General features: G+C 57.9%; 22 protein-coding genes. 6 read left to right on the top strand and 16 right to left on the bottom strand.

What is annotated here, in order from left to right; genetic code table 11:
• Nucleotides 1-5: 5 nt before the first annotated feature.
• From IE099_RS05140 to IE099_RS05120, 5 genes are read left to right on the top strand one after another with little or no spacing between them, the layout of a single operon-like run.
• Nucleotides 6-884, top strand: a complete 879-nt coding sequence (locus tag IE099_RS05140) for a metal ABC transporter substrate-binding protein (RefSeq protein ID WP_189567954.1) — start codon at nucleotides 6-8, stop codon at nucleotides 882-884.
• A 32-nt stretch (nucleotides 885-916) separates the two neighbouring features.
• Nucleotides 917-1,303, top strand: coding sequence for a hypothetical protein (locus tag IE099_RS05135; RefSeq protein WP_189567952.1), 387 nt, complete (start codon nucleotides 917-919; stop codon nucleotides 1,301-1,303).
• Nucleotides 1,296-2,063, top strand: coding sequence for a metal ABC transporter ATP-binding protein (locus IE099_RS05130; RefSeq protein WP_189567950.1), 768 nt, complete (start codon nucleotides 1,296-1,298; stop codon nucleotides 2,061-2,063). The genes IE099_RS05135 and IE099_RS05130 overlap by 8 nt, the downstream gene beginning before the upstream one ends.
• Nucleotides 2,056-2,895: a metal ABC transporter permease gene (locus tag IE099_RS05125; protein ID WP_189567948.1), complete on the top strand. Its 840-nt coding sequence runs from the start codon at nucleotides 2,056-2,058 to the stop codon at nucleotides 2,893-2,895. The genes IE099_RS05130 and IE099_RS05125 overlap by 8 nt, the downstream gene beginning before the upstream one ends.
• Before the next feature lie 30 nt (nucleotides 2,896-2,925).
• Nucleotides 2,926-3,294, top strand: coding sequence for a hypothetical protein (locus IE099_RS05120; RefSeq protein WP_189567946.1), 369 nt, complete (start codon nucleotides 2,926-2,928; stop codon nucleotides 3,292-3,294).
• 5 nt (nucleotides 3,295-3,299) lie between these two features.
• Here IE099_RS05120 and IE099_RS05115 read toward each other — a convergent pair whose 3' ends face one another.
• The 4 genes from IE099_RS05115 to IE099_RS05100 form a co-directional block, all read right to left on the bottom strand.
• A complete protein-coding gene (locus tag IE099_RS05115) occupies nucleotides 3,300-4,157 on the bottom strand; it encodes a SprT-like domain-containing protein (protein WP_229809393.1) in 858 nt (285 codons plus the stop codon).
• Between the two features lie 99 nt (nucleotides 4,158-4,256).
• Complete coding sequence (locus IE099_RS05110) at nucleotides 4,257-5,270, bottom strand: hypothetical protein (RefSeq protein ID WP_189567942.1); 1,014 nt, start codon at nucleotides 5,268-5,270, stop codon at nucleotides 4,257-4,259.
• 61 nt (nucleotides 5,271-5,331) lie between these two features.
• Nucleotides 5,332-6,339: a tRNA preQ1(34) S-adenosylmethionine ribosyltransferase-isomerase QueA gene (gene queA / locus IE099_RS05105; RefSeq protein WP_229809392.1), complete on the bottom strand. Its 1,008-nt coding sequence runs from the start codon at nucleotides 6,337-6,339 to the stop codon at nucleotides 5,332-5,334.
• A gap of 35 nt (nucleotides 6,340-6,374) precedes the next feature.
• Nucleotides 6,375-8,822, bottom strand: coding sequence for an AsmA-like C-terminal region-containing protein (locus tag IE099_RS05100; protein ID WP_229809391.1), 2,448 nt, complete (start codon nucleotides 8,820-8,822; stop codon nucleotides 6,375-6,377).
• A 283-nt stretch (nucleotides 8,823-9,105) separates the two neighbouring features.
• On the opposite strand from IE099_RS05100, the gene IE099_RS05095 reads away from it, so the two are divergent.
• Nucleotides 9,106-12,435 (top strand): sulfatase-like hydrolase/transferase, encoded by a 3,330-nt coding sequence (locus tag IE099_RS05095; RefSeq protein WP_189567936.1) that lies wholly within the window; start codon nucleotides 9,106-9,108, stop codon nucleotides 12,433-12,435.
• A 102-nt stretch (nucleotides 12,436-12,537) separates the two neighbouring features.
• On the opposite strand, the gene IE099_RS05090 is transcribed toward IE099_RS05095, so the two are convergent.
• The 12 genes from IE099_RS05090 to IE099_RS05035 all read right to left on the bottom strand — a co-directional run bounded on the left by IE099_RS05090 (nucleotide 12,538) and on the right by IE099_RS05035 (nucleotide 26,667).
• Nucleotides 12,538-14,010, bottom strand: a complete 1,473-nt coding sequence (locus IE099_RS05090; RefSeq protein WP_189567934.1) for a sulfatase — start codon at nucleotides 14,008-14,010, stop codon at nucleotides 12,538-12,540.
• A 314-nt stretch (nucleotides 14,011-14,324) separates the two neighbouring features.
• A complete protein-coding gene (locus IE099_RS05085; RefSeq protein WP_189567932.1) occupies nucleotides 14,325-15,812 on the bottom strand; it encodes a DUF1501 domain-containing protein in 1,488 nt (495 codons plus the stop codon).
• Between the two features lie 12 nt (nucleotides 15,813-15,824).
• Nucleotides 15,825-18,719, bottom strand: a complete 2,895-nt coding sequence (locus tag IE099_RS05080; RefSeq protein WP_189567930.1) for a PSD1 and planctomycete cytochrome C domain-containing protein — start codon at nucleotides 18,717-18,719, stop codon at nucleotides 15,825-15,827.
• A gap of 124 nt (nucleotides 18,720-18,843) precedes the next feature.
• Nucleotides 18,844-19,251, bottom strand: coding sequence for a molybdenum cofactor biosynthesis protein MoaE (locus IE099_RS05075; RefSeq protein WP_189567928.1), 408 nt, complete (start codon nucleotides 19,249-19,251; stop codon nucleotides 18,844-18,846).
• 413 nt (nucleotides 19,252-19,664) lie between these two features.
• Nucleotides 19,665-20,498 carry an NTP transferase domain-containing protein gene (locus tag IE099_RS05070; RefSeq protein WP_189567926.1) on the bottom strand — a complete coding sequence of 278 codons (834 nt, stop codon included), beginning with the start codon at nucleotides 20,496-20,498 and terminating at the stop codon, nucleotides 19,665-19,667.
• 7 nt (nucleotides 20,499-20,505) lie between these two features.
• On the bottom strand, nucleotides 20,506-20,994 hold the full coding sequence (gene moaC, locus IE099_RS05065; RefSeq protein ID WP_189567924.1) for a cyclic pyranopterin monophosphate synthase MoaC: 489 nt from the start codon (nucleotides 20,992-20,994) through the stop codon (nucleotides 20,506-20,508).
• A gap of 127 nt (nucleotides 20,995-21,121) precedes the next feature.
• Nucleotides 21,122-21,280 (bottom strand): DUF1328 family protein, encoded by a 159-nt coding sequence (locus tag IE099_RS05060; RefSeq protein WP_189567922.1) that lies wholly within the window; start codon nucleotides 21,278-21,280, stop codon nucleotides 21,122-21,124.
• 45 nt (nucleotides 21,281-21,325) lie between these two features.
• Nucleotides 21,326-21,898, bottom strand: coding sequence for a hypothetical protein (locus IE099_RS05055; protein ID WP_189567920.1), 573 nt, complete (start codon nucleotides 21,896-21,898; stop codon nucleotides 21,326-21,328).
• Between the two features lie 157 nt (nucleotides 21,899-22,055).
• Nucleotides 22,056-24,053 (bottom strand): BatA domain-containing protein, encoded by a 1,998-nt coding sequence (locus tag IE099_RS05050; RefSeq protein WP_189567918.1) that lies wholly within the window; start codon nucleotides 24,051-24,053, stop codon nucleotides 22,056-22,058.
• Nucleotides 24,054-24,198: 145 nt separating this feature from the next.
• Complete coding sequence (locus IE099_RS05045) at nucleotides 24,199-24,564, bottom strand: four helix bundle protein (protein WP_189567916.1); 366 nt, start codon at nucleotides 24,562-24,564, stop codon at nucleotides 24,199-24,201.
• A gap of 78 nt (nucleotides 24,565-24,642) precedes the next feature.
• Entirely contained in the window at nucleotides 24,643-25,524 is an 882-nt protein-coding gene (locus IE099_RS05040) for a DUF58 domain-containing protein (RefSeq protein WP_189567914.1), read from the bottom strand.
• Nucleotides 25,525-26,667: an AAA family ATPase gene (locus tag IE099_RS05035; protein ID WP_189567913.1), complete on the bottom strand. Its 1,143-nt coding sequence runs from the start codon at nucleotides 26,665-26,667 to the stop codon at nucleotides 25,525-25,527. It abuts the gene before it with no gap.
• Between the last annotated feature and the right edge of the window lie 137 nt (nucleotides 26,668-26,804).

Raw genomic sequence — 26,804 nt, 5'->3', positions numbered from 1 at the left:
TCCTTATGAAAAAACTACTCATTCTCCTCTTCACCGCGGTTGCCAGCTTGGCATCCGGGCAAATCAAGGTCTCCAGTCTCCATCCCCTCATGGGTGATCTGACCCGGCAGGTGGGAGGCGAGCGAGTATCGGTGACCGATATCGGCAAGCCGGGCTTCAATGTTCACACCTTTTCCCCCACCGCCAAAGACTTGCAATCAATGGGGCGGACCCAGTTGATTGTGGCGTCGGGAAAAGGCATCGAGCGCTATTTAACTGCGATGAAGGATGCCGTGGGAGGAGTTCCGGTTCTGGAGGTTGGCCGTTCCATTCCCTCGCGCACCATTTCGGGAGGCGAGGCACTCTATGCCTGTTGCCCCGAGCACTCGAAGGGCACGGTTGACCCCCACTGGTGGCATGATGTCAGCAATATGGAGCGGGCGGCCAAGGTGGTGGAGAAGCAGCTCATCAAGATGGATCCCGCGGGTAAGGATTATTACCAGGCGCGTAGCAAACAGGTGCGGGCGCGCTATCAGACGCTCGATCGGTGGGTCAAGGCTCAGATAGCGAGCATCCCCAAGGGACAGCGCAAGCTGGTCACCGCGCACGCTGCCTTCGGGTATTTTTGCAAGGCTTACAAAATGGAGCCCATCTTCGTGCTCGGGATTTCCGGGGACCACGAGGTGCCTGCCCAGGAGCTGGCGAAGGAAGTTTCCAAGCTGAAGGAGGAAGGCATCAAGGCGGTCTTTCCTGAAAAGCGTTCCAATCCCAAAGTCTTGACCCAAGTGGCCAAGCAGGCGGGAGCCAAGATCGGCCCGGCCTTGACCGCTGATGGCGCAACAGCTAGCTATGACCTGATGATTCAGGAGAATGTAGCGGCCATTGTGCAGGCCTTGGGTAAATGAGAGATGCGCCACTGAGGGAAGGTTTTTTACTATTGGCTGGGTTAGCTTTGCTGGCCTGGCCTTTGTCGTTGGTGACGGGACAGGCGAGCGTATCTTCCGACGAGGTAGTGGCCCTGGAGTCCGCGGAGGGCTGGGTCACGGATGTGAGCGTGGTCGCGGTCCACGAGTTTGTCTGGATGGAGCTTCGCCGTGGCGACGAGGTCTTGGGCCGCATCGAGGGCCCGGAGCGGGAGGGGGAATTTGAGTGTCTGTTAGAAAAGCACGGTGAGGTTCTCGTGGTGGCGGCGGAGTTTGTCGAAGGCACCCCGGAGACCGCGATGAAGGTCACTCTCTGGGCGGGGGCGATGCCCGAGATTGTGCTGAATATCTGGGGTGAAGGAGAGTTGTTGGAAGAGGTGGAGGTGAAGTTTCATGAGTGAGTGCTGCGACCATCACTATGAGCCGGGCCATTCTCCGCATCGGCTGGAAGTCGAGGGGCTGTGCGTGACTTACGGGTCGGTGACCGCTCTTTGCGAAGTGGACTTTGCCACCACCTGTGGCAATCGTCTGGCGCTGTTGGGGCCCAATGGCGCGGGCAAGAGCACGCTCATTCGGACCTTGGCGGGACTCTTGAAGGCGGAGCACGGGTCGATTCTCTGGCGGGGTCAGGCTTTAACGGGATCGACGCGCGAGATTGCCTACTTGCCTCAATTGGACCGTCATCGCGAAGGCTTTCCAGTCACCGTGCGCGAAGTGGTGGCGATGGGGCGGCTGCCGCATGTGGGCTTTTGGAAAGCCTCCCGCAAGATTGATGAGGAAAAGGTCGAGGAGGCCATTGCGGTGATGCGGCTCGAAGATCTGGCCCATCGCCAAATCGATGCTCTCAGTGGCGGTCAACGGCAGCGGGCCTTTCTCGCGCGGGCGTTGGCGCAGGAAGCACACATCGTGATGCTGGACGAGCCCTTCACTGGTCTGGATGTGGAAAGTGGCGCGGAGTTGGCGGAGACCTTGAAAGACCTCGGCACGCGCGGGCACCTCGTCATTGCCTCCCATCACAATCTGGCCACGGTGGAAGCGATTTTTGATCAAGCGCTGGTGATGAAGAAGCGACAGGTCGCCTTCGGAGAAGTCAGCGAGGTGATGGCGCGGGTTGAGGTTCGCGAGGTTCTCGGTCTGCAGAAAGGAGAGCTCCATGTTTGAAGTCTTTGAATTGGGGCTCATGCGGCGGGCGCTTCTGGCTGCGGTGATGATTGGTTTTACCAATGGTTTCGTGAGTGCCTTCGTGGTGCTCCATCGCAGTCCGCTCAAGTTGGGTGCGCTCAGTCACTCGGTCTTTCCCGGGATTGCCGCCGTCGTCTTGTTAGCCGGTCTTTCGACAGTAGGCGTTTATCTGGGGGCTTTGGCCGCTGCAGCCTTGGTGGGATTGGGGGCGGTGTTTTTCGCGCGCAAGTCCATGGTCGGCGAGGAGACTGTGCTTGCGGTGCTTATGACCGGGGCCTTTGCCACTGGGGTCATGATGCTGACTCGTTACGAGGGCGCGGGGGGATTGGAAGACTGGCTGTTAGGCAACATCGTCGGCATGTCCGACGCGGACCTTTGGATGAGCTATGGCGTGGGAGTGTTGGCGGTTACGGTGCTGGCGTTTCTGCGTCGACCCATTCTCGCGACTCTTTTCGAGCCTGATGTGGCGGCGACCTTGGGAGTGCGCACCTCGGTGCTGAACTATGGTCTCTTCGCGCTTCTCATTCTGGTGCTGGTGACGACTTTGCAAGCGGTGGGGGCGATTCTCGCGCTTGGTTTCATCGTCACTCCCGCCGCGACGGTGCGCCAGTTGGTGGGCTCGGTGCGGGGCCTCTTTTTCTGGAGCGGAGTGACTGGGGCGCTGGGGGCCGGTCTGGGATTTCTGGGGGCCACGATTTTCAATCAGCCAATCGGTGCCTTCATGGTCGTGGTGATCACCTCGATGTTTCTGCTGGCGGTCTTGATTCGGCGGCTGCGCGATGGGTATGCTTCCCGCCGACATCAGCATTGAGGTCGCGACTGGAAAAACTTATCCTCAGTGATGAGGCGCAGGGACAAGGGTTCGATTCTGGACGATGCGAGTGGACTGATGGCTCCAGGCGGGTCACAGGCTTGGTCGATCTATGGGCTGGGACTGGTTTTGCCTTTGCTCATTTTTGCCTATGCCGGCAAAAGTTTTCTCCTGCGCGAATCCTTCTATTTGTCGAGCCGGGGAATTGTCGAACTCTATGGAGATTCCGCGCGCTGGATGGCAGCTTTTTACCTGGGCATCGCGCTCTTCGTTCACGCCCGTTGGTGGTGGGGAGGGAAAGGTTATGAGCAGGCCCATCATACCCTCATGGGTGTGGCCTGTTTGTTTTTTATCGGGGGCTACTTTGGGGCCTCGGTTTGCGCCCTGGCCGGGGTGTGAGCCGACTAACGAAGGACCTCGAGGGGGAACTTGTAGCGGGTGCCCTTCGCGTTTTCGCCGATGAGGGGATACTTGCGATTGCGGGGTTTGAGTCCAACGAGTTGAAAGGGTTCGCCGTTGGAGTGGAAGTTGCGGCGATAGTCGTGCTCGGTGAGTCCAAAAAGGGGGGCATATTCGCGGAAGAGCCGTTCCTCGGGGTCGAGGCCGTCGGCGGGTTCGAGGGAAACGCAGATGCCCACGGTCGCTTCGGTGGAGGAGTATTGGCTCTTTCCCGCCGATAGGGTCAGCCCGCATTCTTCCGCAAGCGGTCCCAGCTGCGCGAGGATGCGTTCTTGAAGGTTCAGGACCGTGGTGCGGTCGAGATACTCGATGGGGCCTTGCGAGAACTTGGGATTGGGAAGGACCTCGAGCTTTCCCAAGGTTTCCTTCTTGCGGCCTCTGATGAAGGTTTGCGAGAGGTCCTTGTCCGGCTTGCGGTGATAGTGGGAAAAGATTTCTCCGGTTTCCGAGTGAGCGAGCACCCAGGGGGACTCGGGAGCGGCGACTTCGTCACTGTCGTAACAGCGCTCGGGACGCGCTCCGATCCGGCGGCAAATGGCCTTCCAGCGTTCGTCGTGTCCGCAGTTCTCTCCGGTCTCGATGGCGGCCAGGGCGTGGGCGATTTCGTGCAGAATGGTATCGAGGACTTCCTCTTCCGGATTGAGCGCGGCCAGGGTTCGGCTGATGGAGATTTCCTTTTTTGCCGGACTGCAAAGCCCAAAGCGGCGCTCGGCATTGTCGAGACGACCGGTCCAACCCCGCGCGGTGAGACCATGTTCGGTCAACTTGGCGTTGAGGAGGTTGAGGGCTTCCGGAGGACTCATGATGCGGATGAAGTCTGCCACAACTTCGGTCCTGACGAAAGGCGGGGCTCTGCCAGCGAAGTCCCGGGTCGCACTGCGCGGGACTCTTCGCTATCGCATTCAGCTCAGCATGATCTCAAGGTGGCGTGCAGTGAGTTGGCCCATTGTTTTGCAATCGGAGAGGTCTTCGCCGGGGTAGTAGGAGGCGAGGTCGTTGCGTAGGGTTTCCACGTTGATTTCGGGGGAAAGAGTGTCCTTTTTCATTACCGAGAGCAGGGAGCTCAGACGAATGCGTTCGACCTTGGCGCGTCGTGCCATCTGCGCGCGTTCCTCCTCCACGTATTGCGCGATGGTCTTGCGGTTGAGGGCGCGGAAGGCGACCCGGGTGATCGCTTTGTTGGAATCGAAGTGATAGGAAAGGTAGGTCTTGCTGCGACCCTCGTAGCACTGTTGGTCAAAGTCGATGGGCCGCACGCGATACTGAATCTCCTCAAAGTCCGGGGTGATATCGACCACGTAGTTGACCGAACGCATGTCGCCTAACAAGCGGATGAAGCAACGCTCGTTGAACTTGGTGAACTCCTTCGCGATCCGCACTTTGTTTAGGTCTTTTCGCTTGAGGTAATCTCGCAAAAAGACATCGCCGGGCACCCCTGCGATGTGCTCTTCGATGAGGGTGTTGCCATTGACGAGATAGTTGAGCCGGTTGGGGGAAAGAAGGTGTTCCAGCTCCAGTCCATAGAGTCGGGAAGCATCGGCGGTCTTGACATAATAGTAGTCCGAGTTGCCGTTGAAGAGGTTGCGGATGCAGACGCGGAAGGGTCGCGAGTTGCCGAAGGAGCCGAAGTCGATGCGGTCGACGGTGAGGTGTTCGGTCAGGGTGAGGTCGCCGCCGATCTTCAAAGTGGCATAGATACCGGTGAGCTGCGGAATGAGCTCCGCCATCACCTCGGGAGGATACATCACGGTCAGCCAGAGGGTCTCTTCGCCCGAGGGGTTGATGTAGGGCGCGGAGCCGGTGAAGCGATGGAGTTCTTCGTAGACGAGAGGAATCTCAGACTGGCGCCCGAAGTGATAGAGATACTGTCGGAGGGAAGACGACAGGGGGTAGAGGGTCTTGCGGCGCGAGATCATGGCTGGTGGCAAGAGTGTGCTACAACTCCGCCCCCAAAGTCACTGCCGGAGTCTGCGCGGGCTACAGAATGAGCATGCAATCCCCGTAGGAAAAGAAGCGGTAACGCTCGGCCACCGCCTGGCGATAGGCCTCCATGATGAGGTCTTTGCCCGCCATCGCGGAGACCAGCATCAGGAGGGTGGATTCGGGAAGGTGGAAGTTGGTGAGGAGGGCGTCCACCGCTTTGAGCTTTCGCGGAGGATAGATGAAGATGTCGGTCGCGCCGCTGGTGGCCTGGGGGTAGTCGGGCTGGACCTCGGCCAAGTGCTCGAGCACGCGGGTGACGGTGGTGCCAACTGCGACGGTGCGTCCGGACTTTTCGCGCAAGCGGCTGGCGGTCTCGGGGGAGAGGCGGAAGTTCTCCGAATGCATGTGATGGTCGGTGACGAGCTCGCTTTTGACGGGACGAAAGGTGCCGATGCCAACGTGGAGGGTGAGAAAGCTGTGCGGGAGTTTTTCTAACAGTTCGGGGGTGAAGTGCAGTCCCGCGGTGGGCGCGGCGATGGCTCCCTCTTCTTTCGCGAACGTGGTCTGGTAGCGATTGTCGTCCAGCTTCTCGGGGTCGCGCTCCATGTAGTGGGGTAGGGCCAGGGCACCGCGCGCGGGGTCGGGCATTTGGTCCCACTCGATGATGCGGTTTCCGTCCTCATCGACTTCCACCACGGTTCCGGTGGCCTCGCCAATCTCGACGGTGCGGCCGGGCTTCATCTTTTTGCCAGGCCTCACCATGGAGCGCCATCGGGTATGGGAAATCTCTTCCACCCGCAGGAGCTCAATCTTGCCATCATTGGAAAAGAAGCGGGCGGGGACGACCTTGGTATCATTCAGGACAAGTAGGTCATCCGGCGTGATGTAGTCGGGGAAATCGGCGAAATTCCTGTGCTCGATGAGCCCGCTCTCGCGATGGATGACGAGCATGCGCGAGGCCGTGCGCTCCTCCAAAGGATGGGAGGCGATCAACTCGGGAGGGAGGTCGTAGTGAAAGTCGGCCGTGCGCAGCATGGGAGGACTGGTAGAGTGATTTGACATCTCCGCCAAGGGCGAAAGTCTCTCCCGAGAGCGACTTACTCGGGAACCACCCGTCCTTTGGGAGGATCGGCAAAGAGGGGCGGCTTGTTGGTTTGCTGGGGTCGGGTGAAGGGAGTGTTCTCCCACTTGGGATCGGCCACTGAACCCGTGCCGCGGAACTGAAAGAGTCCGCTGAAGCCGGTCAGATTGAGGGGCAGGGTGACGAGCTTGAGCAAGCCCTCGGTGTCGGCCCGCGCGGTCATGTCGAGCGTCTTGCGGGCGAGGTCGATGGAGCCCTCGGCCTTGACCGTGAGGGAATCGGTGGAGGTGATGAAGTCGTCGGTGAGGAGGATGCCGGAACGAATGAGAAAGTTGGCGGACGCATCGCGGGCGGTCTCGTGGGAGGCGCGGTCATGGCCTTGTATCCCCGCGATGAGGGGGGAAAGGGGGCCAAAGACCGGAGCCTTGAAAAGCTCACCTTGCTCGAGCCCGAAGTTCCCGCTTCCGTTCAGGGTTTCGATCTTTCCCGCCGTTCCCAGAAAGTCCATCCGACCGGTCAGAAGGCCGCTCTCGATTTTCTCGAAGCCATAGGTTTCGCCAATGTCGGAAAGCCGCAGGCGGGTCCAGCGCAGTTCTCCACGAAAGTCCGGGGAGCGTCCGGGGATGCTGGGGAGCAAAACGGTGAGCTGGCCGTTGATGGGCCCGGAGAATGCGTAGGAAGAGAGTTCGCTCACGTCCACCTGACGATGGTGGGTATGAATCTTGGCCGAGGTCTCCCTTAGCTCCACCGCTTTGCCGAGGAAGGTGTAGTAGAGAGGAGCGGGAGCCTGGATGTGGGTGTGGAAGGAAGTCCGGCTACGCTCGGGGCGATGGTCGATCGCGCCCGAGGAGGAAAAGGCGGGAGGCGCGGATGTGCGGTAAGTGCGCTCCAGGTAATCGGCAACCGAGGGGATGAAAAGCCGCAGCACGGGAGGCACCCAACAGACGCCGTGCAGGTGCTCGATGCGGGTCAGCTTTTCCGTGTCGTCATAGCTCACCGAATCCGCCCGGACCACCGCTTGCTCGGGGCCGCCGTAGGCGCGGTAGGATCGGTCGGAGGTGAGGTCGAACTCGATCTCCGGCCGGGTGTAGATTGCCTGCAGAGGAGTGAGGTTGAACGAGGAGGACGCATAGTTGGCGGGGACTCCGTTGTAGGAAAAGTTTTTGAGCCGAATCTGACCCGAGGCCGACCAGTCGGTGAGGTTGGAGGGTCGAATGCTGCCGGCCAAGTCGAGCACCACTTCGGAGTCGTCTCCGAATTTGACGCGATCCAAGGTCTTTCGGATGTCCCCATCCGGTTCGATGAAGGGGTCGAAGAGGTGGGGAGGGAGAGTGGAATGGGCCTGATAGCGGACGTTCTCGTTTTGAAACAAGAGTTGCCCTGTTAGACTTCCTTCCGGGTGTTGGAGCACGAGGTCCCGCAGGTAGAGGTTGTTCTTTTGTAAGGAAAAGTCGGAGGTGAGTGACTCCCACGCGCCGTCGAGAAAACGGAATTTTTTGAGATTGATTTCTCCTGTTAGACTGAGCTCTGGACTGGAGTCCGGGGGCAACAAGAGTTCACCTCGGGCGGAGATTGAGGGGGGCTGGGTGAACTCCAGTTGCGACAACTTGTCGATGCCCAGACCCGTGCGCATCAGACGCTTCAGGCTGGCACTGGAGGCGACCTCGAAGTTGGCCTGACGCTTGAGGAAATTATAAAATCCGTTTCCTGCGAAAGAGCCGGAGCCGTCATTGAAGTTGGCTTCCTCCAAGAGCAGGGAAGAGCGGTTGATGCGTCCGGCGAGGTTCAGGTCGCGCATCTCGTAGTTCAGCCGGGAGATGACGGGAGCAGTGAAACGGAAGCTGCCATCGAGGGTGCTGGGCTTGGCCAGGCTGCCCTCCACCTTCAAGGCCAAGTGCGCGGGCAGGGTTTCCGAGGTCTTCCAGTGCTCAATTTCCTGATGAAGCATGGCGAGGAAGTCATCCAGCGGCAGGCTGTCCTCTTCGCCCCCGTCCGAAACCCCGGGCAGTTGAAAATCCAACAAATTGGCATCGAGGGAGATGTCCAGTTGGCCGAGACGTCCGGTTGTCTCGGTGATGGCAAAGCCATTTTCGCGGCTGAGGCTGGCCTTTCCCGTGAGCTGGCTGAGGTGATGCGGGGCACAGGAATCGGGAAGCCGGAGGTAGGCATTTTCGAACTCGGCGGAACGGACTTGCCACTGTCCGCGCAGCGCGATGGCCCGATCAATATCGAGATAAAGAAGGTCCGCGGAGGCGAGGAGAGTGGTCCGATCCTCGTCCGCGAAGATAGACAGATCCTTGGCCACCAGGCCGCGCGAAAAGGAGAGTCGCACCGAGGAAAACTCCGCATGCAGGCCATAGGCATCCAGCTGCTCCTGCAGGCGTTCGCCCCATTCTCCGGAGAAGCCGCGCTGATTGACTTTCCACAGGATCGTGCCGCCGACCACCAGCGTCAGCAAAACCATCCCGACAAAGCAGGACTGGCAATGACGAAACCACGGGCAGCGCATAATGCCAATTCTACCACTTTCGCGGGGAAAAGAAAGGGTAGGTGAAGCCTGGAGCCGCTCGCGACTGGGAGCTTTGAGCCCAAAGAGGGGTTAGGTGGCTGCCGGCGTTTTCTTTTGGTGCGCTGACGAGTCGATTAGCGTCTAGGAGAGAAAGTGTATTTTGAGATGATTTCTGACCTTCCGTCGCGGCCTGATGTCGAGGATGGAGGTGAGCTCTCGCTGAAGCCCAACTATAGCCATGACCCGTCCCCCATTCCGATTCGAACTGAGCCGATTCGAACTGAGCTCCTTGTTTGCCGTTCTGGCCGCTTCCATGACGACGGCCTGGGGAGGGACAGTCACGATTTCGGGCTCTGCTCCTTCTGGTGAGATTTTGACCTCCAATAATTCGGGGGGAACTTGGACCAACCTTTTCGACGAAGACCGCGATGGCAATCACGCTCGTGGGCAGCTGTTCAATCTGCCCGATGGCTTCGGGTCGGGCTATGAGATCACCGCCATCACCGTTCACAAGAATGGCAACCAGACCTTTGCCAACGACACCCTCACGATGAGGATCTTCGAAGGGTCGCAGGCGGCGTGGGACTCGGGGACTGGACACAGCTTCTCGACCGATGGTGATGACTATTACGTCGATACCACTGTCACACCGATTCACACCGAGGCTTTCACGTTGGATGGGGCAATCAACAATGGGCAGTATGTGACTTTCCAGTTCGATACTCCCGTCATTGTAGGGGAGGACTCCAGCTTCGGGTTCCTGATGACTTACGACGAATCTGTGGATGGTTCAGGAGGAGTGAGCCCCGACTTTTTCCGGCACAACGAGGGAACGGCCGGTCAGCGGATTTCCATCACTGTGGATGATCACAACGTCACCACCGCACGACATATCCGGCACTTCATTAGCGGACGGGTGCTCACGATCGATCCTAACACCGACGACGATGAAGACGGGCTGGCCGATCTTTGGGAGACTTTGAATTTTGGGGATTTGGATGAGGTGGGCGCGGGGAATCCCGATGGCGATGGCGTCGACAACGAGGCCGAGGAGACTGCTGGCACGGATCCGAACAAGCGCGATAGCGACGATGATGGCCTCGATGATGACGTCGAGATTGCCGGCCCCACCGATCCCCTGGACCCCGACAGCGACGACGACAATTTGCAGGATAGCGTGGAAACCGGGACTGGGGTCTTTGTGTCGAATGGCAACACGGGGACCAACCCCATGCTGGCCGACACCGACAGCGATGGGGTGAATGATGACGTCGAGATCAACCTGGGCTTCGACCCTTTCGATGGGACTCATCTGCCCGCCGAGCGACCAAACATCATCTTCATTATGATCGACGATGCCGATGTTCAGGAGATTGGGGTCTATGGGCAAAAGACTTTGCTGACTCCCCGGATCGATACCATGGCGAGCGAGGGCCTGCTTTTCACCGACTACTACACCGCCAGTCCAGTTTGCCACTCCTGTCGCTCCTGTTTGATGACGGGGCAGGACTCACGTCGTTCGCAGGATCGCTTCAACAATGGGGACGGAACTGGCTACCAGGTGCCCCTCGCCGCCGAGCGGGTTACCATCGGGGAAGTGCTTCAGCAGGCGGGCTACACCACCGGCTGTGTGGGCAAGTGGGGAATGGGAGGACCGACCACCACGGGCGCTCCGTGGAACCAGGGGTTCGATTTCTTCTGTGGTTATCTGGGACAGGTGCAGGCCCACGATGCCTATCCCAAATACCTTTGGAAAAACGATCAGAAGATCTACTTCAACGAAGACCAGTTGGGGCCCGGCGACTCGCTTTACATTGCGGGGGCGGAGAACTTCAACACCGCGATTCAGGATTGGGATGATCCTCATGGCAACGTGGCCTCGCACGATGTGGTGGTGGCGGAGGGACTGCAGTTCATCGAGGACAATGCGGACCAGCCCTTCTTTCTCTATTGCGCCTGGACTCCACCGCATGCGCACAACTATCCCCCGGCGACCTTGGAGGCATTGAGCGATGAGGACGGACTGGTCTACAATCCCTTCGACCTCGATCAGACTTTCATCAACGAGCTGTATCCTGGTTCGCCCTTTGGCGCGTCGACCACCACTCCGGGTTATCCGGATTTCGAGTCGCACACATACGCCGCCATGCTCTCGGTTACGGATCGGGATACCGGCCGCATTGTCGACAAGCTGGTGGAACTGGGGATCGAGGACAATACCCTCGTCATCTTCAGCTCTGATAATGGCGAGTCAGGGGATAGTGCCATCTTTTTGACCCCCGAGCACCTGAAGACCGGTTACTCCGATTTGCGGGGGGAAAAGAAGGATACTTATGAAGGCGGGATTCGGTCTCCCTTCGTCGCCTGGTGGCCCGGAACGATTGCGCCCAATACGACCTCGGGGGTGATTGGGACCTTCGCCGATCTTTTGCCGACCTTTGCCGATATGGCCGGAGTCTCAACCCCAACACAAATCACGGGGCGCTCGATTCTACCGGTTTTGAAAGGCGGGACCGAGGCCGACCTCCAACCCCGCGACTATCATTACTGGAGCTTTCGCGAGTTCAGTAACGGCTTGAATCGGCGTTGGCGGGCGGTGCGTCAGGGAGACTGGAAAGTGGTTCGTGACCGGGTGAACGATGGTCGTCCCCCGACCTACGAGCTCTTCAATCTCGCCACCGATCTTCACGAGACTACGGACCTTTCTGCTAGCGAGCCGGAGGTTTTGGCCCGGCTCATTCCTCTTGTGGAGGGGACTCACGAGGTTTCGAACTTTCGTTATTTCCGGGCTGACGATGAGTTTTTCACCCGCACCAATCTCACCGCCTCGGCCTATCAGATTGGGGTTCCCGATGGCAGTGGGGCGGACAATGGCTACAGCTTGGCTCCTGATGGGACTGGGAGTGGCTTCAACTACCTGCCCTTTAGTTCGGGGCTCAATCAGGTGGCGAGGTTCACTTGGACCATGCAGTTTCCTTCGGGTGGGGCGGCTTCGCTGTTGTTAGGATCGGTGAACGATCCGGCGCAGTGCTTCTCGGTTTGGGTGGAGCCGGCCACCTTGTCGCTTTCCGCGAGTTACCCCGGTGCCACGGACGCGAGCGCCGTGCTGGCGATTGCGGATTTGGCCGACAATCGCTTGGAGTGCGTATTGGAACTTGATCCCACCACTGGAAAAGGAGAGGTGACGGTTGGGTCTACGGTCTTGTTATTCGATTTTGCCGCCAACTTGGGACCGCTTCGATTTTGGGGCTACGAGGTCGAAGGAGCGACTGTCCAGGTCAGCCGACCCCGTTGGCAGTTGGGTCGGGTCGAGACTGCGGTGCTCGATCTTGGGCAAAGCGGAGATGATTTCGTTGCGCAATATCGTCTGCCATTCTCTCCCGGGCAATCGGCTACTCCGCAATACAGTTTCGATATGCAGACCTGGTTCGACAACCCTCCGGGTCTCCTCGACACTCGCTCCGCGAGTTCACAAGGAGAGCTTTTGGGGACGTGGACTCTTTCGAAAGACGGACTGCTTCCCCGCTCGAGCAAGCGCCTCTTTTTACGCAGTCGCGTCAAGCAGTAGGAAGAACCTAAACGTTCCTATTGAAAGGCTCGTCCGCCATGCCAACGGCCTCGGCGAAGCTTCATCAATATTGCTCCGTTTTCTGAGACGACTTCATTATCGTCAGTTTTCACTTTTTTTCCTGGATCCAAGCCGCTTTCTCTTTTGCTGCAAGGTTGGCGATTGCGGCAGGTAAGCGCCATTTTCTTTAAGATAAGTCATCAACTTTTCCTCCAAGGCCTTTGCTTTCTTCGGCATCGATGCAGCTAAGTTCTTTGATTCCCTCGGGTCGTTGGCCAAGTTGAAAAGGAGGACGTCCTTGTGATGGTAATTGTAAATCAGCTTGAAGTCACCGACACGAATCGCGCTGGCGGGATAGCTACCTTCGCCCTGATAATGCGGGAAGTGCCAATAGAGCGTATCACGTTGCAGCGGCTTGCCTTGAAATAGTGGCACCAAGCTAACACCGTCGACATGCTGATCCGGTTTGGCTTCAAGTCCTGCCATCTCCAACAACGACGGATAGAAATCCATACTGCTCACGGGCTCTTTCGTGCGAAGTTTAACTTGGGAATGACCTGGCCAATGGATCAATAAAGGAGTTCTCAAACCGGCTTCGAAGAGAAAGGTCTTGCCGCCACGTAAAGGTATAACGGAGGTCGCGTCCGGCTTGTTCACCGTTGAGCGCCCGCCATTATCACCGGTAAATATGATGATTGTTTTTTCATACTGGCCAGCTTCCTTCAAGGCATCAATCAGCCTACCGATATTTCGATCTAGATTGTAAAGCTCACCAGCGTATTCAGGGCTGTCTTGATGTAGCTTGTGAGGCTGGTGGGAATAATCGTCGAGGGCAGTCTCGGAACGGATTCCTAATCTCTCCGCTTTCTTCTCGAATCTTTCACGCAGCTCCGATTTTGATTTAATTTGGTCGTGCATCGCAAAGTAGCAGAGATGCAGATAAAAGGGGTTGTCACGCTTTGCGGCCACGAACTCCACGGCTTCATCAGTGAGTAGATCGGTGAAGCAATCCCCTTTTTTAGCCTTGTTCGGGAAGTAACCCGCGCAATCAAACAGTCGGCAGCTATTGGCTTCGATAATAGCTTTTTGAACAGCATAGCCATGATTATTAGGTCCGCCGGTTGCCTTGAGATTGCCCATGTGCCATTTGCCAAAGAAAGCCGTGTCGTAGTTCGCCTCCTGAAAGGCTTCGCCCAAGGTTATCTCAGAGTCTTCGATACCGCTGGAGTGTGGGCCGGGACAATAGACAACTTGCTCTTCACCTTCGCGGCTGAAGAAATAATCCGCCCCCTTCAACCACTGTGTGACTCCATGGCGAGCGGGGTTTTTCCCCGTCAGAACACTCGTGCGCGTCGGCGAGCACATCGGGCTTGGAGTGTAGCAATTGTCAAACCTCATCCAGGTTTTCGCAAGTTCGTCGATCCGTGGAGTTTCGTAAAACTCACTCCCATTGTATCCGACATCGTGCCAGCCGAAATCGTCAATCAGGATAAACAGAACATTGGGTTTTTCTTTCTCAGCATTTGCCGCAGAAAGAATCCCAGCAAACAGAGTTGTTATTAGTATTTCTTTCATGTCATTCACTACTGCTACGGGAAAATCTTTTCCGTCTAGAGTAGCCCCCAAAGTTCGGCTACCGGGAGTCGGAATTATGCTATGGTAGCGAGGCGTGCTCACCGAGCCATTACGTCCCCATTTGAGAGCACCGCCGCTTCCAAAATTGGAAGAAGAGCAGCGTGGAGGGAAAAGGAAGTGAAAATGTAAAAGGGCAAAGATTGAGTCCAAAACCCCCTCACCTAACTTTGTATGGCCGAGTCCTTTTGCTCTATCGGTATTCTCTGTGGATTGGAATTCGGAATGATTGTCGCCAGGAAAGAGAAGACTTCTTATTAGGCCAGAATGTCCTTAATCACCCGGGCTTTCTTCACTCCGGTCAGCTTCTGATCGAGTCCGTTGGCGTTGATCGAGAGCTTTTTGTGGTCGAAGCCGAGTTGATTCAGGACCGTGGCGTGGAAGTCGCGCACGTGGACCTCTTGGCCGGGCAAAGGCTTGTAGCCAAAGAGGTCGGTCTCTCCGTAGCTGATGCCGGGCTTCACCCCGCCACCCGCCATCCAGATGGTCGCAGAGTTCGGGTTGTGGTCGCGGCCAATGAAGGCCATTTTGCCCCCGCCGCGGTTCTCCTGCATCGGGGTGCGGCCGAACTCGCCTCCCCAGATGACGAGAGTCTCGTCGAGGAGTCCACGCTGCTTCAGGTCGGTGAGAAGTGCGGAGACCGGTTGGTCGATTGAGCGGCATTTGTCCTGGAAGCCATGGTTGAGCGCTTCGTTCTTTCCGGCACCATGGGAATCCCATCCCCAATCGTAGAGCTGCACAAAGCGCACTCCGGACTCGGAAAGACGACGGGCTAACAAGCAGTTGTTGGCAAAAGATTCTTTCCCTGGACGAGTGCCATACATCTCGTGGATGTGGTCGGGCTCGTTGGAGATATCCATCACTTCGGGAACAGATGTTTGCATCCGGAAGGCCATCTCGTATTGGGCAATTCGGGTGAGGGTCTCGGGGTCGCCGATATCGGCATAAGACTTTCGATTGATCTCGTTGATGGCCTGGATGGACTGGCCCCGCAGCTGGTGACTGACTCCGCGGGGATTGGTGGTGTTGAGGACTGGCTCGCCCACCGAGCGACATTGCACCCCCTGATAGACGGAGGGCAGATGACCGGCGGACCAGAGGGCGTTGCCCGCGCGAGGGCGGCGGCCACCGGAAAGCAGGACCATGAAGCCCGGAAGATTTTCGTTCTCGGTGCCCAGTCCCCACGTCGCCCAAGAGCCAATGGAACCATGTCCCAGCGCGGAGCTGCCGGTCTGCATGACCAGCTGGGCGGGACCGTGATTGAACTGGTCGGTCTTGAGGGTGTGGATGAAGCAGAGGTCATCGACATGCTTGCTGAGGTGCGGTAATTGGTCGGAGACATAGGCCCCCGACTGGCCGTATTGCTTGAAGTCGAACTGCGGTCCCAGCATGCGAGGAACTCCTTGAATGAAGGCAAAGCGCTCGCCCTCCAGGAAAGAAGCGGGGCACTCCTGCCCGTTGTATTTAGCCAGCTCGGGCTTGTAGTGAAAGAGGTCGAGGGTGGAGGGGGCGCCCACCATGTGAAGGAAGATCACGCGCTTGGCCTTGGGCGCAAATTGCGCGGGCAGGGAATCGAGGGGATTCGTCTGACTGTGCTGAATATCGAGCGCCCGGCCCAAGCTGCGACCTTGGGTGGCCAGCCAGAGTCCCCCCAATCCAGTCATGCCGTCCCGGAGAAAGTGGCGACGGGTTTGATAAGTGAGCTGCTGGCGTTTCTGTTCGCGAAGAAGAGATTCGAGGTTCATGGCGGGGTGGGTCTAACGGGTGAGAGTTTCGTCGAGATTGAGGATGACCGAGCACAACAATGTGCGGGCCGCTTCCTCCGGAGTGGCATTGATATCGGCCGCGAGTTGGGGCTCGCTTTGATAGTTTTTCAGAAAAGTTTCATAAGCTTCCATAAGCTTCGAGATGGTTTCCTCGTCGGGGATCTCGGTGGTGGCGAGTTGGTAGGCCTGTGAGATCTGCTCTGGCAGCTGGCCCTCCTTTTGAAAGACCCGCTTGGCAAAAGCTTGGGCCGCTTCGAAGAAGGCCTCATCATTCATGGTCATGAGCGCTTGCAGGGGAGTGTTGCTGACCATGCGACGCTGCTTGCAGAACTCGCGCGAAGGAGCATCGAAGGTCGCCATGCCGGGGAAGGGGATCTCCCGCTTCATGTAGGTGTAGATCATGCGTCGGTAGCGGTCGTCGCTTCCACGGGCGGCAGTGTTCCACTTGTCACCACTTTGGAAGGGCTTCCAGACTCCGCCTGGGATGGGAGGGAAGGTGATGCCGCCCAAGCGCTTTTCACTCAGCAAGCCAGCGGCCTGCAGGGCGGTATCGCGCACCATCTCGGCCGTCATGCGCTGGCGGGGGCCGTAAGAGAGATAGATGTTGTGGGCGTCCTGCTCGCGCTTCTCGGCGCTCACTTCGGCAGTTTGGCGGTAGGTGGCCGAGAGAGCGATTTCACGCAGCATCTCCTTGGTGCTCCACTGATGTTCTTCCGTGAACTGGTGGGCGAGGTAATCTAACAGAGCGGGGTGGCTGGGGGGCATCCCGGCTGCGCCAAAGTCCTCCAAGGTCTCGACCAAGCCCAAGCCAAAGAGCTGGTGCCACAAGCGGTTGACCCAGACCCGCGCGGTCAGGGGATTCTCGCTGGAGGCCAACCATTTGGCAAAGTCCAGACGGTCGGGTTCCTCGCTCTTGATGGGAGGAAGGTTGTCGGGGGTGCCGGGCTTGATGACCTCGCCGCGGGTCATCCAATTGCCCCTGATAAAGAGTCGCATCTCCCTTTCCAGGCCAGGCTCAACATCGTGCATGATGAGGGTGCGTGGACCCTTGACCTTGGCGAGGCTGTTCTGGAGATTCTGAACATTGCGGAAGGCATCAATGCGGGCGGGACTCGCGCCCTGCTTGATCCAGTCAGGCAAGTCGCTGAAGGCAAATTGAAAACGCCTGACCACCATGGGCACGCTGCTTTCATTGCCCTTGGCTCCGCTGTGAACCAGTTCCAGGCGGAACCGGTCATCGGGTTGGTAGTCGGTGAGCGGTTCCTTGAGAATCAGGGCTGCCCAATGGGGGTGAAACATCTTGGTGGTCACTGACCAACCATTGCCCTTGCTCGGATCCATCAAGCCGCGCACATAGCCTTGGTTGTGAGCCACACTGGTGGAGACATGCTGGAAGGGGATGTTTTCGGCGGAGCCATCTTCCTTCAGGCGGCTCAACTGAACATTCTTCAAGGAAAAGCCAGCCTCGGCCATGTGCCGCGCAGTCTCGATATCCTCTGGCAGGACTGTGAGCTTGAGCACCGTGAGCGGATTCTGAGGCCCGTTGCCCAAGGAAAATTCCACCGTGTGGCGTGCTCCGCCGCCGGGGGTTCCGGTGGCGAAGAAGTCGGGAGTTCCTTCCTCTGTGGTGCGGGTTTCCGCCACCAGCGAACTTCCCCGGGTGGTGAAGTGACTGTCCACGGGGGGATACCAAGTGGATTCGTTATCCATCTCCTTGGTGAGCGTAAGGTAGTCTTGCTCGGCCTTCTGGAGAGCGTCGAAAGTCTGCAGCACTTTCTCCTTCTCCTTTTCCTCATTGGGAACGCGAATGGAGACCTCGTTGGCGTTGCGGTCGGCATCGCGCGTGTTGTTGAAGAGGGCGAGGGTCTGGAAGTATTCCTCGTGTTGAATCGGGTCGTAGGGATGGGAGTGGCATTGCACGCACTCCATGGTCAGGCCTTGCCACGTATTATAGGTGGTCGCGGCCCGGTCCATGACTGCCATCACGCGGAACTCTTCATCGTCGGTTCCTCCTTCGCTATTCTGGGTTGTTAGGCGATTGAATCCCGTGGCGACGAGGTCATCGAGGCTGCGCTCGGGCAAAAGATCTCCCGCGAGTTGTTTGATGGTGAACTCGTCAAAGGGCATGTCTTTGTCGAAAGCCTCAATCACCCAATTTCGGTAGGGATAGATGTCGCGGCGATTGTCAATGCCGAGGCCTTCCGAGTCGGCATAGCGGGCCAAATCCAGCCAAAGAGAAGCCCAGCGTTCCGAATAGGCAGGCGAGGCCAAAAGTCGATCCACCACCTTGGCGTCGGCCTCCGGAGATTCGTCCGCAAGATAGTCGCCCAGTTCTTGCATGGTGGGGAGTAGTCCGGTGAGGTCGAGGGTCACACGGCGGAGCCACTCGGGGCGACTGGCGGGCTCGCTGGGGGTCAATCCGCGTGCTTCCAGAGTGGCCAAAATGTGCTTGTCGATGGTGGTGTGTGCCCAGTCGGATTCGACTTGGGGAGGCTCCGTCACTTCGACCGGGGTCATGGACCAGTGGCCCGACCATTCCGCGCCTTCGGAGATCCACTGGCGAAAGAGATCGATTTCGTGAGCTTCGAGGGGTGGGCCGTGTTTGGCCTGCGGCATGATTTCGTCGTCATCGGCAGGGAGGGTGATGCGTCGCATCAGTTCCGATTCCTCAGGCTTGCCGGGCACGATCGCCATTTCGCCAGATTCTCCGGCGATGAGAGCTTTTTCCCGATAAATGAACGAGAGCCCCCCAGCCTCCTTCACCCCGCCATGGCAAGCGGTGCAATGCTTGACGAAGAGAGGATTGATCTCTTGGGCAAAATCGATTTTTCCCTCGGCGGGAAGGCCGAGGGTGATGGAAGTGAGAATGAGCGGCAGACGAAGCATAGCAATTCGGGTGTCGGGTTCTGCGTCCCTCCAAGAAGGAGATTGAGAACCTCTACTCTAGGGTTACGACCGGTCGGGTCGGTTCTTGCACCACCAACCTCTGCTATTTGCGGAATTTTGCCAATTATTTGGTCCAGGAAACCTCTCCGTCGGCAAAATGCTCTTCTTTCCAAACGGGGAGACGGTTTTTCAATTGGGCGGCCAAATAATCACAAGCTGCAAACGCCGCCGGTCGGTGGGGAGAGCTGACCGCAATCGCCACGGCCTTTTCTCCAACCTTCAAATACCCAGTGCGGTGAGTTGCCGCGATGGCCTCGACATCGGGGAATTTCGCCAAGGTTTCGTCGACCAGTTTTTGGCCCTCGGATTGGGCTAAAGTCGGATGCGAGGTGTAGTTGAGCGCGATCACGTCCTTGCCCAAGTGATGGTTCCTCACCCGCCCCTCAAAGACGACCAAAGCTCCGGAAGACGGAGATTCCACCGCAGCAATGAGCGGCGCGGGATCGATGAGTTGGGTGGTGATGCTGAACATGGGGTCAGCTATATGGGAGGGAGGATTTTTTGAACAGAAGGAAGCTGGGGGAGGGAGGAAAAGGAGTTCGCAGGCTCCTTGGCGACCGCGCGAAATGAGTGACCTTTTGGAGTGCGCGTCGCTTGCTGCCGCTTTGGGAGAGATGAGTTCGTTCTCTGACCTGCCCGAGAAGAGCAAAGCTTGCTTGCTCGAACGCGTGGGACTGCGATTCAAAAAGTGCAACCTACCAATTCGCCAATGCCCTCACCCCTCACTCTTCATCCCCCATCGGTAGGGTCCTCTTGATAAAAGGACCGCGAGAGTTCTGGGTTGTGCGAAAAGTTCTCTCGCGGACGAAGGGCGTGAGCCTGGGGACTTTCCCCGACCATTCGCGGCTGTTTTATCAAAACAGCCCTACCGGTGAGGCCCTAGCGCTAACCGCCGGCGAAGGGGGGGAGGAAGGCGACTTGGCCTCCCTCGGGTAGAGGGGTGGACCAATCCACAAACTCGTCCGCTAGCACCGCCTTCACGGTATCGAGGTCGAGGCTGAGATGATGCTTCATGCGCACTTCTTCATACAGACCGGCCAAGGTGGCTGCAGTAGTCGTCAGCTTTTCCTCAGCCGCAGGGACTTCCGCACTCAGCTTGCCAAAGTAAGTAATCGTGACCTCTTTGGAAACCATCCCGTTCTCGGCGAGAAGTTTGAGTTCGTTGAGTTGTTCGGGTCGATTGGCGTTGTCGAGTGCCAGTGGATTCGGGAGAGGGAAGGTCTGGGGCGAGAGGGACTCCAGAAACTTCCTCGCACAACGACGATCCGCAGCGAGATAGTCTGCCAATTGTTTGGCTGCTGAGGGCTGGTAGAGGGTGCAGAGAGGTTCCGCTCGACCATCGAGACGATTGAGAAAGCAGCTGGCTGCTTGCGAGGGGTCGGCATTCTCTAACAGATGCAGGAGGGTGGCCTCGTCAAAGAGAGGGAGGTCGCACGCGATCACGAGCCAGGCGGTATCGGGGTCTTTGGCGAAGGCCGCTTGCAAGCCTCCCAGCGGGCCCGGATCCGGACTGAGGTCGGCAATCACTGGCTGGGAAAAAGAGCGTTCGTCGTCATGGGCGACCGAAAGATAAACGTCGCCAATGTGCGGAGTGACGACCTCGAGGGTGCGGTCTAACAAGCTTTTGCCTTCAAACACTAAGGACGCCTTGTCGCGACCCATGCGACGGGATTTTCCTCCAATGAGGAGGAGGGCTTTGACGGGAAAAGAGGGGCTCATGATTTTGTTAGGCTGGGGAAAGGTAGTCGGACTTGCCGCCGGTCTTCTTGGCGAGTTTGAGGTCGCTGATGACGATGGCGGGATTGGCTGATTTACACATATCGTAGAGAGTGAGGGCCGCTACCGATGCTCCGGTGAGCGCTTCCATCTCGACCCCGGTCTTTCCTGTTGTGCGTGCGGTGCAGGTGACTAATAGGCTATGCGAGTCCAGCGGAGCAATCTCGACTTGAGACGAGTCCAGCGGGAGCGGATGGCAGAGAGGAATCAGTTGGGAGGTCAGCTTGGTACTCTGAATCCCGGCCAGGATGGCGGTGTGGAGAACGGGGCCTTTCTTGTTTTTAAGCTCGCCATCACTCATCGAGCCTAGCAGCTCAGATCCCAGCCGCACGACGCAGGTAGCAACCGCCGTGCGGGTGGTGACTGCCTTCTGGCTGACGTCGACCATGCGGGGTTGGTCCGACTCGGAGAGGTGGCTGAGGTTCGCGCCTTCGTTCATGCGGCGAGGCTAAAAGTTGGCGCTCAAGAGTCGAGACTTTCTCCCGCTTCCATGAAGACAAAAAAGTCCGGAGCGCGAACGCTCCGGACTTTTAACTCTCTGGGGGGACAGGGAGAAAACTGGGCCGTTAAGCTCTCTTTCCAGTCACCGCGTGAACGATGAAGAGGATGACCGCAATGATGCCGAGGATATAGGCTGCGTTGAGGGCGAAGGACATCACTCCAGTTGCACCGAGTACGGCTGCGATAAGAGCGATAACGAGACAGATGATTGCATAGTGTAACATAATTTTAGTTGGTTATTGGTTAGTTGGTTGTTTGGGGTGAGAGTTTTAGTGAGCTTTTTCTTCGACGGCATCCACGGACTCCTTGGGTTCTTCCAGAGAGAGGCTTTCGATGAAGTTGTCGACCTTGGTATTGGCCGAATCCAAAAAGTTTTGGACGAAGGTCATTTTGTCGTCGTAGGAGAAGCTTCCCGAGTCCTCTAACTTTTTGTAGGCTCTTTCGGTGTGGTGCTTCTGCAGATTTTTGATTGAGTCCGAAAGACGCTCGAGACGTTTGGTGAGCAGCTCGCTTTCTGCCTCAATGAGGTCACGGGCGTGGTTGGCATTTCCCTCGGCCGTCTCCTTGGTTGTTTCGACTGTCTCTTTTGCTTCGTCGAGTTCCTTGAGAAGGGACTTCAACTTTGCTTCGCGTTCCTCCACCTCTTTCTCGAGACGAGCGACGCGTTCTTCCATGGTTTCGGATTCCTCAGTGTAGACATAGCCGACCCGTCCTTCAGTGACTGCTTTCGAGTCGGGGTTGGTAGTGGGGGCGGTGGTTGCGGCGGGTTCAACTTTGTCTTGCGCAGCAGTTGGGAGCGCGAGAGCGATACCGGCAGTGTAAAGATAGTGTTGGAGTTTCATGACGAACTTTTAATTGCAGGTCGTCGGCCAATTTACTTTTTTGGAGAGAAATCCTTGTAGCTACAAAGAAAAACGCCTCCCGCGGAAAATGCGGTGAGGCGTGGATAGATGCAGAATGCGTGGCAAAGTGCCTGTGCTCCGTGCAAAGTGCGGGAAGTTATGCAGTGGCCTTCTTGCTCTTGGCCTCGCTCTTGGTTGCGGGCTTTTTGTTGAGGGTCAAGATGGCTTCCGCGAGGAGGAAGAGCAGCATGGCGAGGAGGAAGGGTCTCCAGATTTCCTGCAACAAGCTGCTGTCGGCTTCGGTCTTTTGCTCGAAGAAGCTGACCTTGGTGTCGGGAAGAAGGGTCTTTTCGATTTCGCCGGAATCGAGTTTGTCCAAGGTGATCTCGGATGCGGGAAGATTGAGCGCAATGAGGCCGGAGTCGCCATTGTCATCGCGATAGATACCCGCCGAGTAGGGGTAGTTGGCATCGTTCAGAGCGGAGTCAATGAGGCTGGCACTGGTGGTGGTCGCTTGACCGGCTGACTGGCTGTTTTCATCGAGCCGCTGCGCTCCGGCTTCTAACAAGCGTTGAACCAAAACAAGGTGAAGCGCGGTCTGCTCCAAGTCGGACCAAGTGTAGTCCGGCAAAGTGGTGAGCAAGTGCGCGGTGCCTTGGCCCAAGACCTTGCGCACCAGAAGCGGTGAGCCATCATCCCAGCTGGCCAACGGGATGGCGTCGGTGGAGGAAGCGAGCGGGAGTCGCTTGATGCTACGGAGTTGGTCCACGGGCAGGGGCGTTCCATCCTGACCGTCGCGGAAGGGGCCTTCGTCGCGGCGCCAATTGTCGCTGGCGATGAAGAATTTTCCTGCGGGAGCAGTCTGAATCGGTTCCCAAGCGAGGGTGGCAAAGGTGGCGTCGGGATCGGTCTCGTTTGGCAGGAAAAGCACCTGTCCGCCACTTTCCAAATAACTGCGTACGATGACGGCGGCGGTGTCGGTGGGCAAGGGGGCGGTCCAAATGAGAAGCGCGCTCTTGCTCAGGTCGAGCGAGGCTACGTCCGGATTGGGGCCCGCGAGTTCCAGCTTCTCGATTTGAAAAGTGTCCAGTCCCGGAGGAGCCACTGCGCGCGTGAGAGCTGCCATGGCGTCATTCGGCAAAGTGCCATCGTGAACGAGGGTGGTGAGCAAAGGCTGCTGTTCGCCGTAGGTAAAGTAGAGGTGGTTGTCGCGCACGTTGGGATCGGGCGGCAGGGAAACCCGTCCCCAACCCTTGGCCTCCGCATTGGGAAGGGGCAGGGTGCGGCTGAAGCGTAGGTTCTGTCCCTCTACCGTGACGGTGTCGGTGGTCGGAGCGCCATTGAGATTGATGGTCACGGGAACGGTTGCTCCGCCCGTGGACTCGTCGCGGGAGAGCTCCAGTTCCAGGGTCAATTCCTTTTCGCCCCGGCGGGAAGACAGCAAGCGGATGCTGCGGTTGTCGCGGGGAGTTTCCGGCAAAGCGAGAATCCGCAGGGAAGTTGGCGAAGGCAGGTCATTGAGAGTTTGCGCAAAGGCCGGCCAGCGGGAATCGTCGGTGCGCCAGTTGGCCAATTGCAAATCGGTCGCCAACCAGATCTCGGTCCGTCCGGGTTGAGCCGCGCGCAGGTAATCGAAGGTGGTGGCAAGGAGGCTGGGCAAGTCCGCGGCGGTATCGGTAGGCTTGGTCGTGGAAAGCTCGGGCAAAATCTCCGGCGAAGGCACCTCCGACATTTCGCCGGTGGCGGAGTCTAACAGAACGAGTCGCGCGGTCTCCAGTTCGCTCATTGCATCGGCCACTTGTTGCAGCACGAGCTCGCGCTTGCTCGGTTGACCATCGGCTTCGGTTCGCTCCATGGAAGCCGAGCGATCCAAAATGAGCACCACGGTATCCACACTGGCTCCGAATCCCAGGAAGCCACCTAACAGGGGGCGGGCGATGGCAAAGACCAAAGCCGCCACCGCCAAGGCACGACAGGTGAGAATGAGGATGTGCTTCAGCTTCTTCTTACCCCGCGACTCCCGCGTCGCCTTAAGTAGAAAGTCCATCGCCGCCCACTTGACGGTGCGGTGCCTTCTCCGGTTGAGGAGGTGAATGATGATGGGCAGGGAGACGGCAAGGAGTCCCCAAAGGAGGGCTGGTTGAAGGAAGGACATGCTATTGTTCGTGGTCGAAAGGAGGGCGGCGGGCTGGTGAGGCCTTGAAAAACCGAATGTTCAAAAACTCAAAAACCAAAGAGGGGTGTTGTAGGGTGTGGAGACGGAATGGTGGGGCAAGGATTGGAGAGGGCTTGAGGTCGCGCTATTCGGCGGGTGGGAGTTTTTTGACAATGGTTGTGAGGATGCGGGCAAGTTGATCGGCTTCGTCTTCGATGGTTGCCATCTCGTCGCGAAGAGAGGCGGGAAGGGTTTGAGAGAGAAGGCGGGCCCAGTGGCGGGACTCGGAAGCCTCTTTTCGGGCGACACGCATGCGATAGATTTTGTCCCGCTGAGAAAGTGAGTCGTTGGCCTCGATATAATTCGCTCCTACCGAACCGGACGAACGAAGAAGTTGCTTGGAATCCTCCCAACAAACCGGAGGCAGGTCCTCTTCTGAAAGAACACGACGAACCGAAACCGCGAACTGATAGGTTCGCTCTTGCAGCTCGTACTGTGTTCCCTTCGCCATCAATTTTGATTTTTGAGTTTTTGAACATTCGGTTTTTCAAGGCCTCATGAGCTTTCTCTTCTCCACCAATCCTTCGAATCACCTCAGTCGGTTGGTGAGGAAGTCGGAAAGGATGGCCTCGTAGTCTTGATCGGTGACGATTCGCTGATAGTCGGCTTGGGCGTCGTGGGCTTTGGCTTCGACTTTGGTGAGGTATTCGTTGAGGGCGGCGTGATACTCGTCGACGATGAGGTTGGGCTCGGCGACGAGGGTGGAATTGTCCTCGAGGTCGACGAAGCGATGGGGACGGTCGAAGGCAAAGTCGATCTCCTGCCTGTCTAACAGGTGGAAGATGGCGATGTCGTGTTTGCGATAGCGCAGGTGTTGCAAAGCGTCGCCAAGCTCTTCGGGATCGCAGAAGAGATCGGAGAGAATGACCACGAGGGCGCGTTGCTTGATCTTTTCCGCCACGGTGTGGAGGGCTTCCACGAGTCCGGTCTCGCCCTTTGGCTCCAGCTCACCCAGCGAGTTGAAGATGTGCTGCAGTTGGGAGGCGGAACGCGATGGAGGGATCTCGAGGTGAATCTTGTCGTTGCAGACCGAGAGCCCGGCGGCGTCCCCTTGCTTCACTAACAGATAGGAGAGCGAAGCGGCGATGCGGCGCGCATATTGAATCTTGGTATCCGTCTCACCGCTGGCAAAGTTCATCGAGCCCGAGGAATCGACCACGAAGTAGGCGCGCAGGTTGGTGTCGGCCTCGAACTCCTTGATGTAAAAGCGGTCCGAGCGGGCAAAGGCTTTCCAATCCAGGCGACGGGTATCGTCGCCGGGGACATACTTGCGATACTCGGCGAATTCGACCGAGGAGCCGCGATGGGGCGAGCGGTGCTTTCCCGCCACGCTGCCAATCATCGCCTGCCGGCTTTCCAGCGGGAGGGCCGAGAGGCGGGCGAGAAGATTGTGGTCGATGAAGTCGTGCATTTACTCGTCGAGTTCTTCCAGCAATCTCGCCACGATTTTCTTCGAAGTCATTCCCTGGGACTCAGCGGCAAAGTTCGGGATCACGCGGTGGGTCAGAACGGGAGCGGCCACGGCGAGAAGGTCTTCGCGGCGCACCATGTAGCTGCCATGCAGAGCGGCGCGGGCCTTGGAGGCGAGAATCAAGTTCTGGATCGCACGCGGGCCGGAACCCCAACCAATCAGCTCGCTAATCCAAGCGGGAGCATCGGGCGTATTGGGGCGGGTGCGGCGCACGAGGGTGACCGCGTCGTCGTAGATGTGATCGGGAACAGGCACGCGGCGGACCAGCTTTTGGTAAGCTTGGATTTGGTCGCCGTTGAGCAAGTGGGAAAGCTTTTCGGGAGCCTTGCCGGTAGTCTCGCGCGCGATGCGGCCTTCTTCCGCCGCGGTGGGGTAGTCCAGTTCGATGAGGAACATGAAGCGGTCGAGCTGGGCTTCGGGAAGCGGATAGGTGCCCTCCTGCTCGATGGGGTTCTGGGTGGCGAGAACGAAGAAGGGCTTTTCGAGAGTGTAGGTCTTGCCAAGGACGGTGACTTTCTTTTCCTGCATCGCCTCCAGCATTGCGGACTGGGTTTTGGCAGGAGCGCGGTTGATTTCGTCAGCGAGGACGATGTTGGCGAAGACGGGTCCTTTGATGAACTCGAACTCGCGCTTACCGCCGACTCCGGATTCTTGAATGATGTCGGTTCCGGTAATGTCGGCAGGCATCAGGTCGGGAGTGAACTGGATGCGGGAGAAGCTGAGGTCAAAGGTTTCGGCCACCGAAGAGACGAGCAAAGTTTTTGCCAATCCGGGCACCCCCATCAACAGGGAGTGGCCACCGGCGAAGAGAGAAATGGAGAGCTGTTCGACGACTTCCTCTTGTCCGATGATGACTTTTCCAAGTTCGGCTTTCAGCTTTTTGTAGGTGTATCCCAACTGGTTGATGGCTGCCACATCATCCTCGGGCAGGTCCGCATTGGAGGAGTTGTTGGAAACCGAGGCGTCGGTAGGTTCGGGAGTGGTCACGGCCGGAGTGGGCTCGGAGGCGACGGGATTTCCGGTCGGAAAAGGAGTAACAGTTGAGTCACTGTTCGGGGTGTCGGAAGAAGGATTGTCAGACATTGCTATAATTTACTGCCCGAAAGGCTACGACCTTCCTTTCTTTTGTCCAGCAGAGGGATTTGGAATCGTAATTGTTCAATTGCGACGGGGAGGAGGAAGTTTGGGTGTTCTTTCGTCAAGGAGCACAGGCGTCCCGC

It is taken from the genome of Roseibacillus persicicus, from assembly GCF_014651675.1.
Taxonomy (GTDB): domain Bacteria; phylum Verrucomicrobiota; class Verrucomicrobiia; order Verrucomicrobiales; family Akkermansiaceae; genus Roseibacillus; species Roseibacillus persicicus.
The sequence above is the reverse complement of the archived record's forward strand: the minus strand, read 5'-3'. Positions and strand labels throughout refer to the sequence as shown.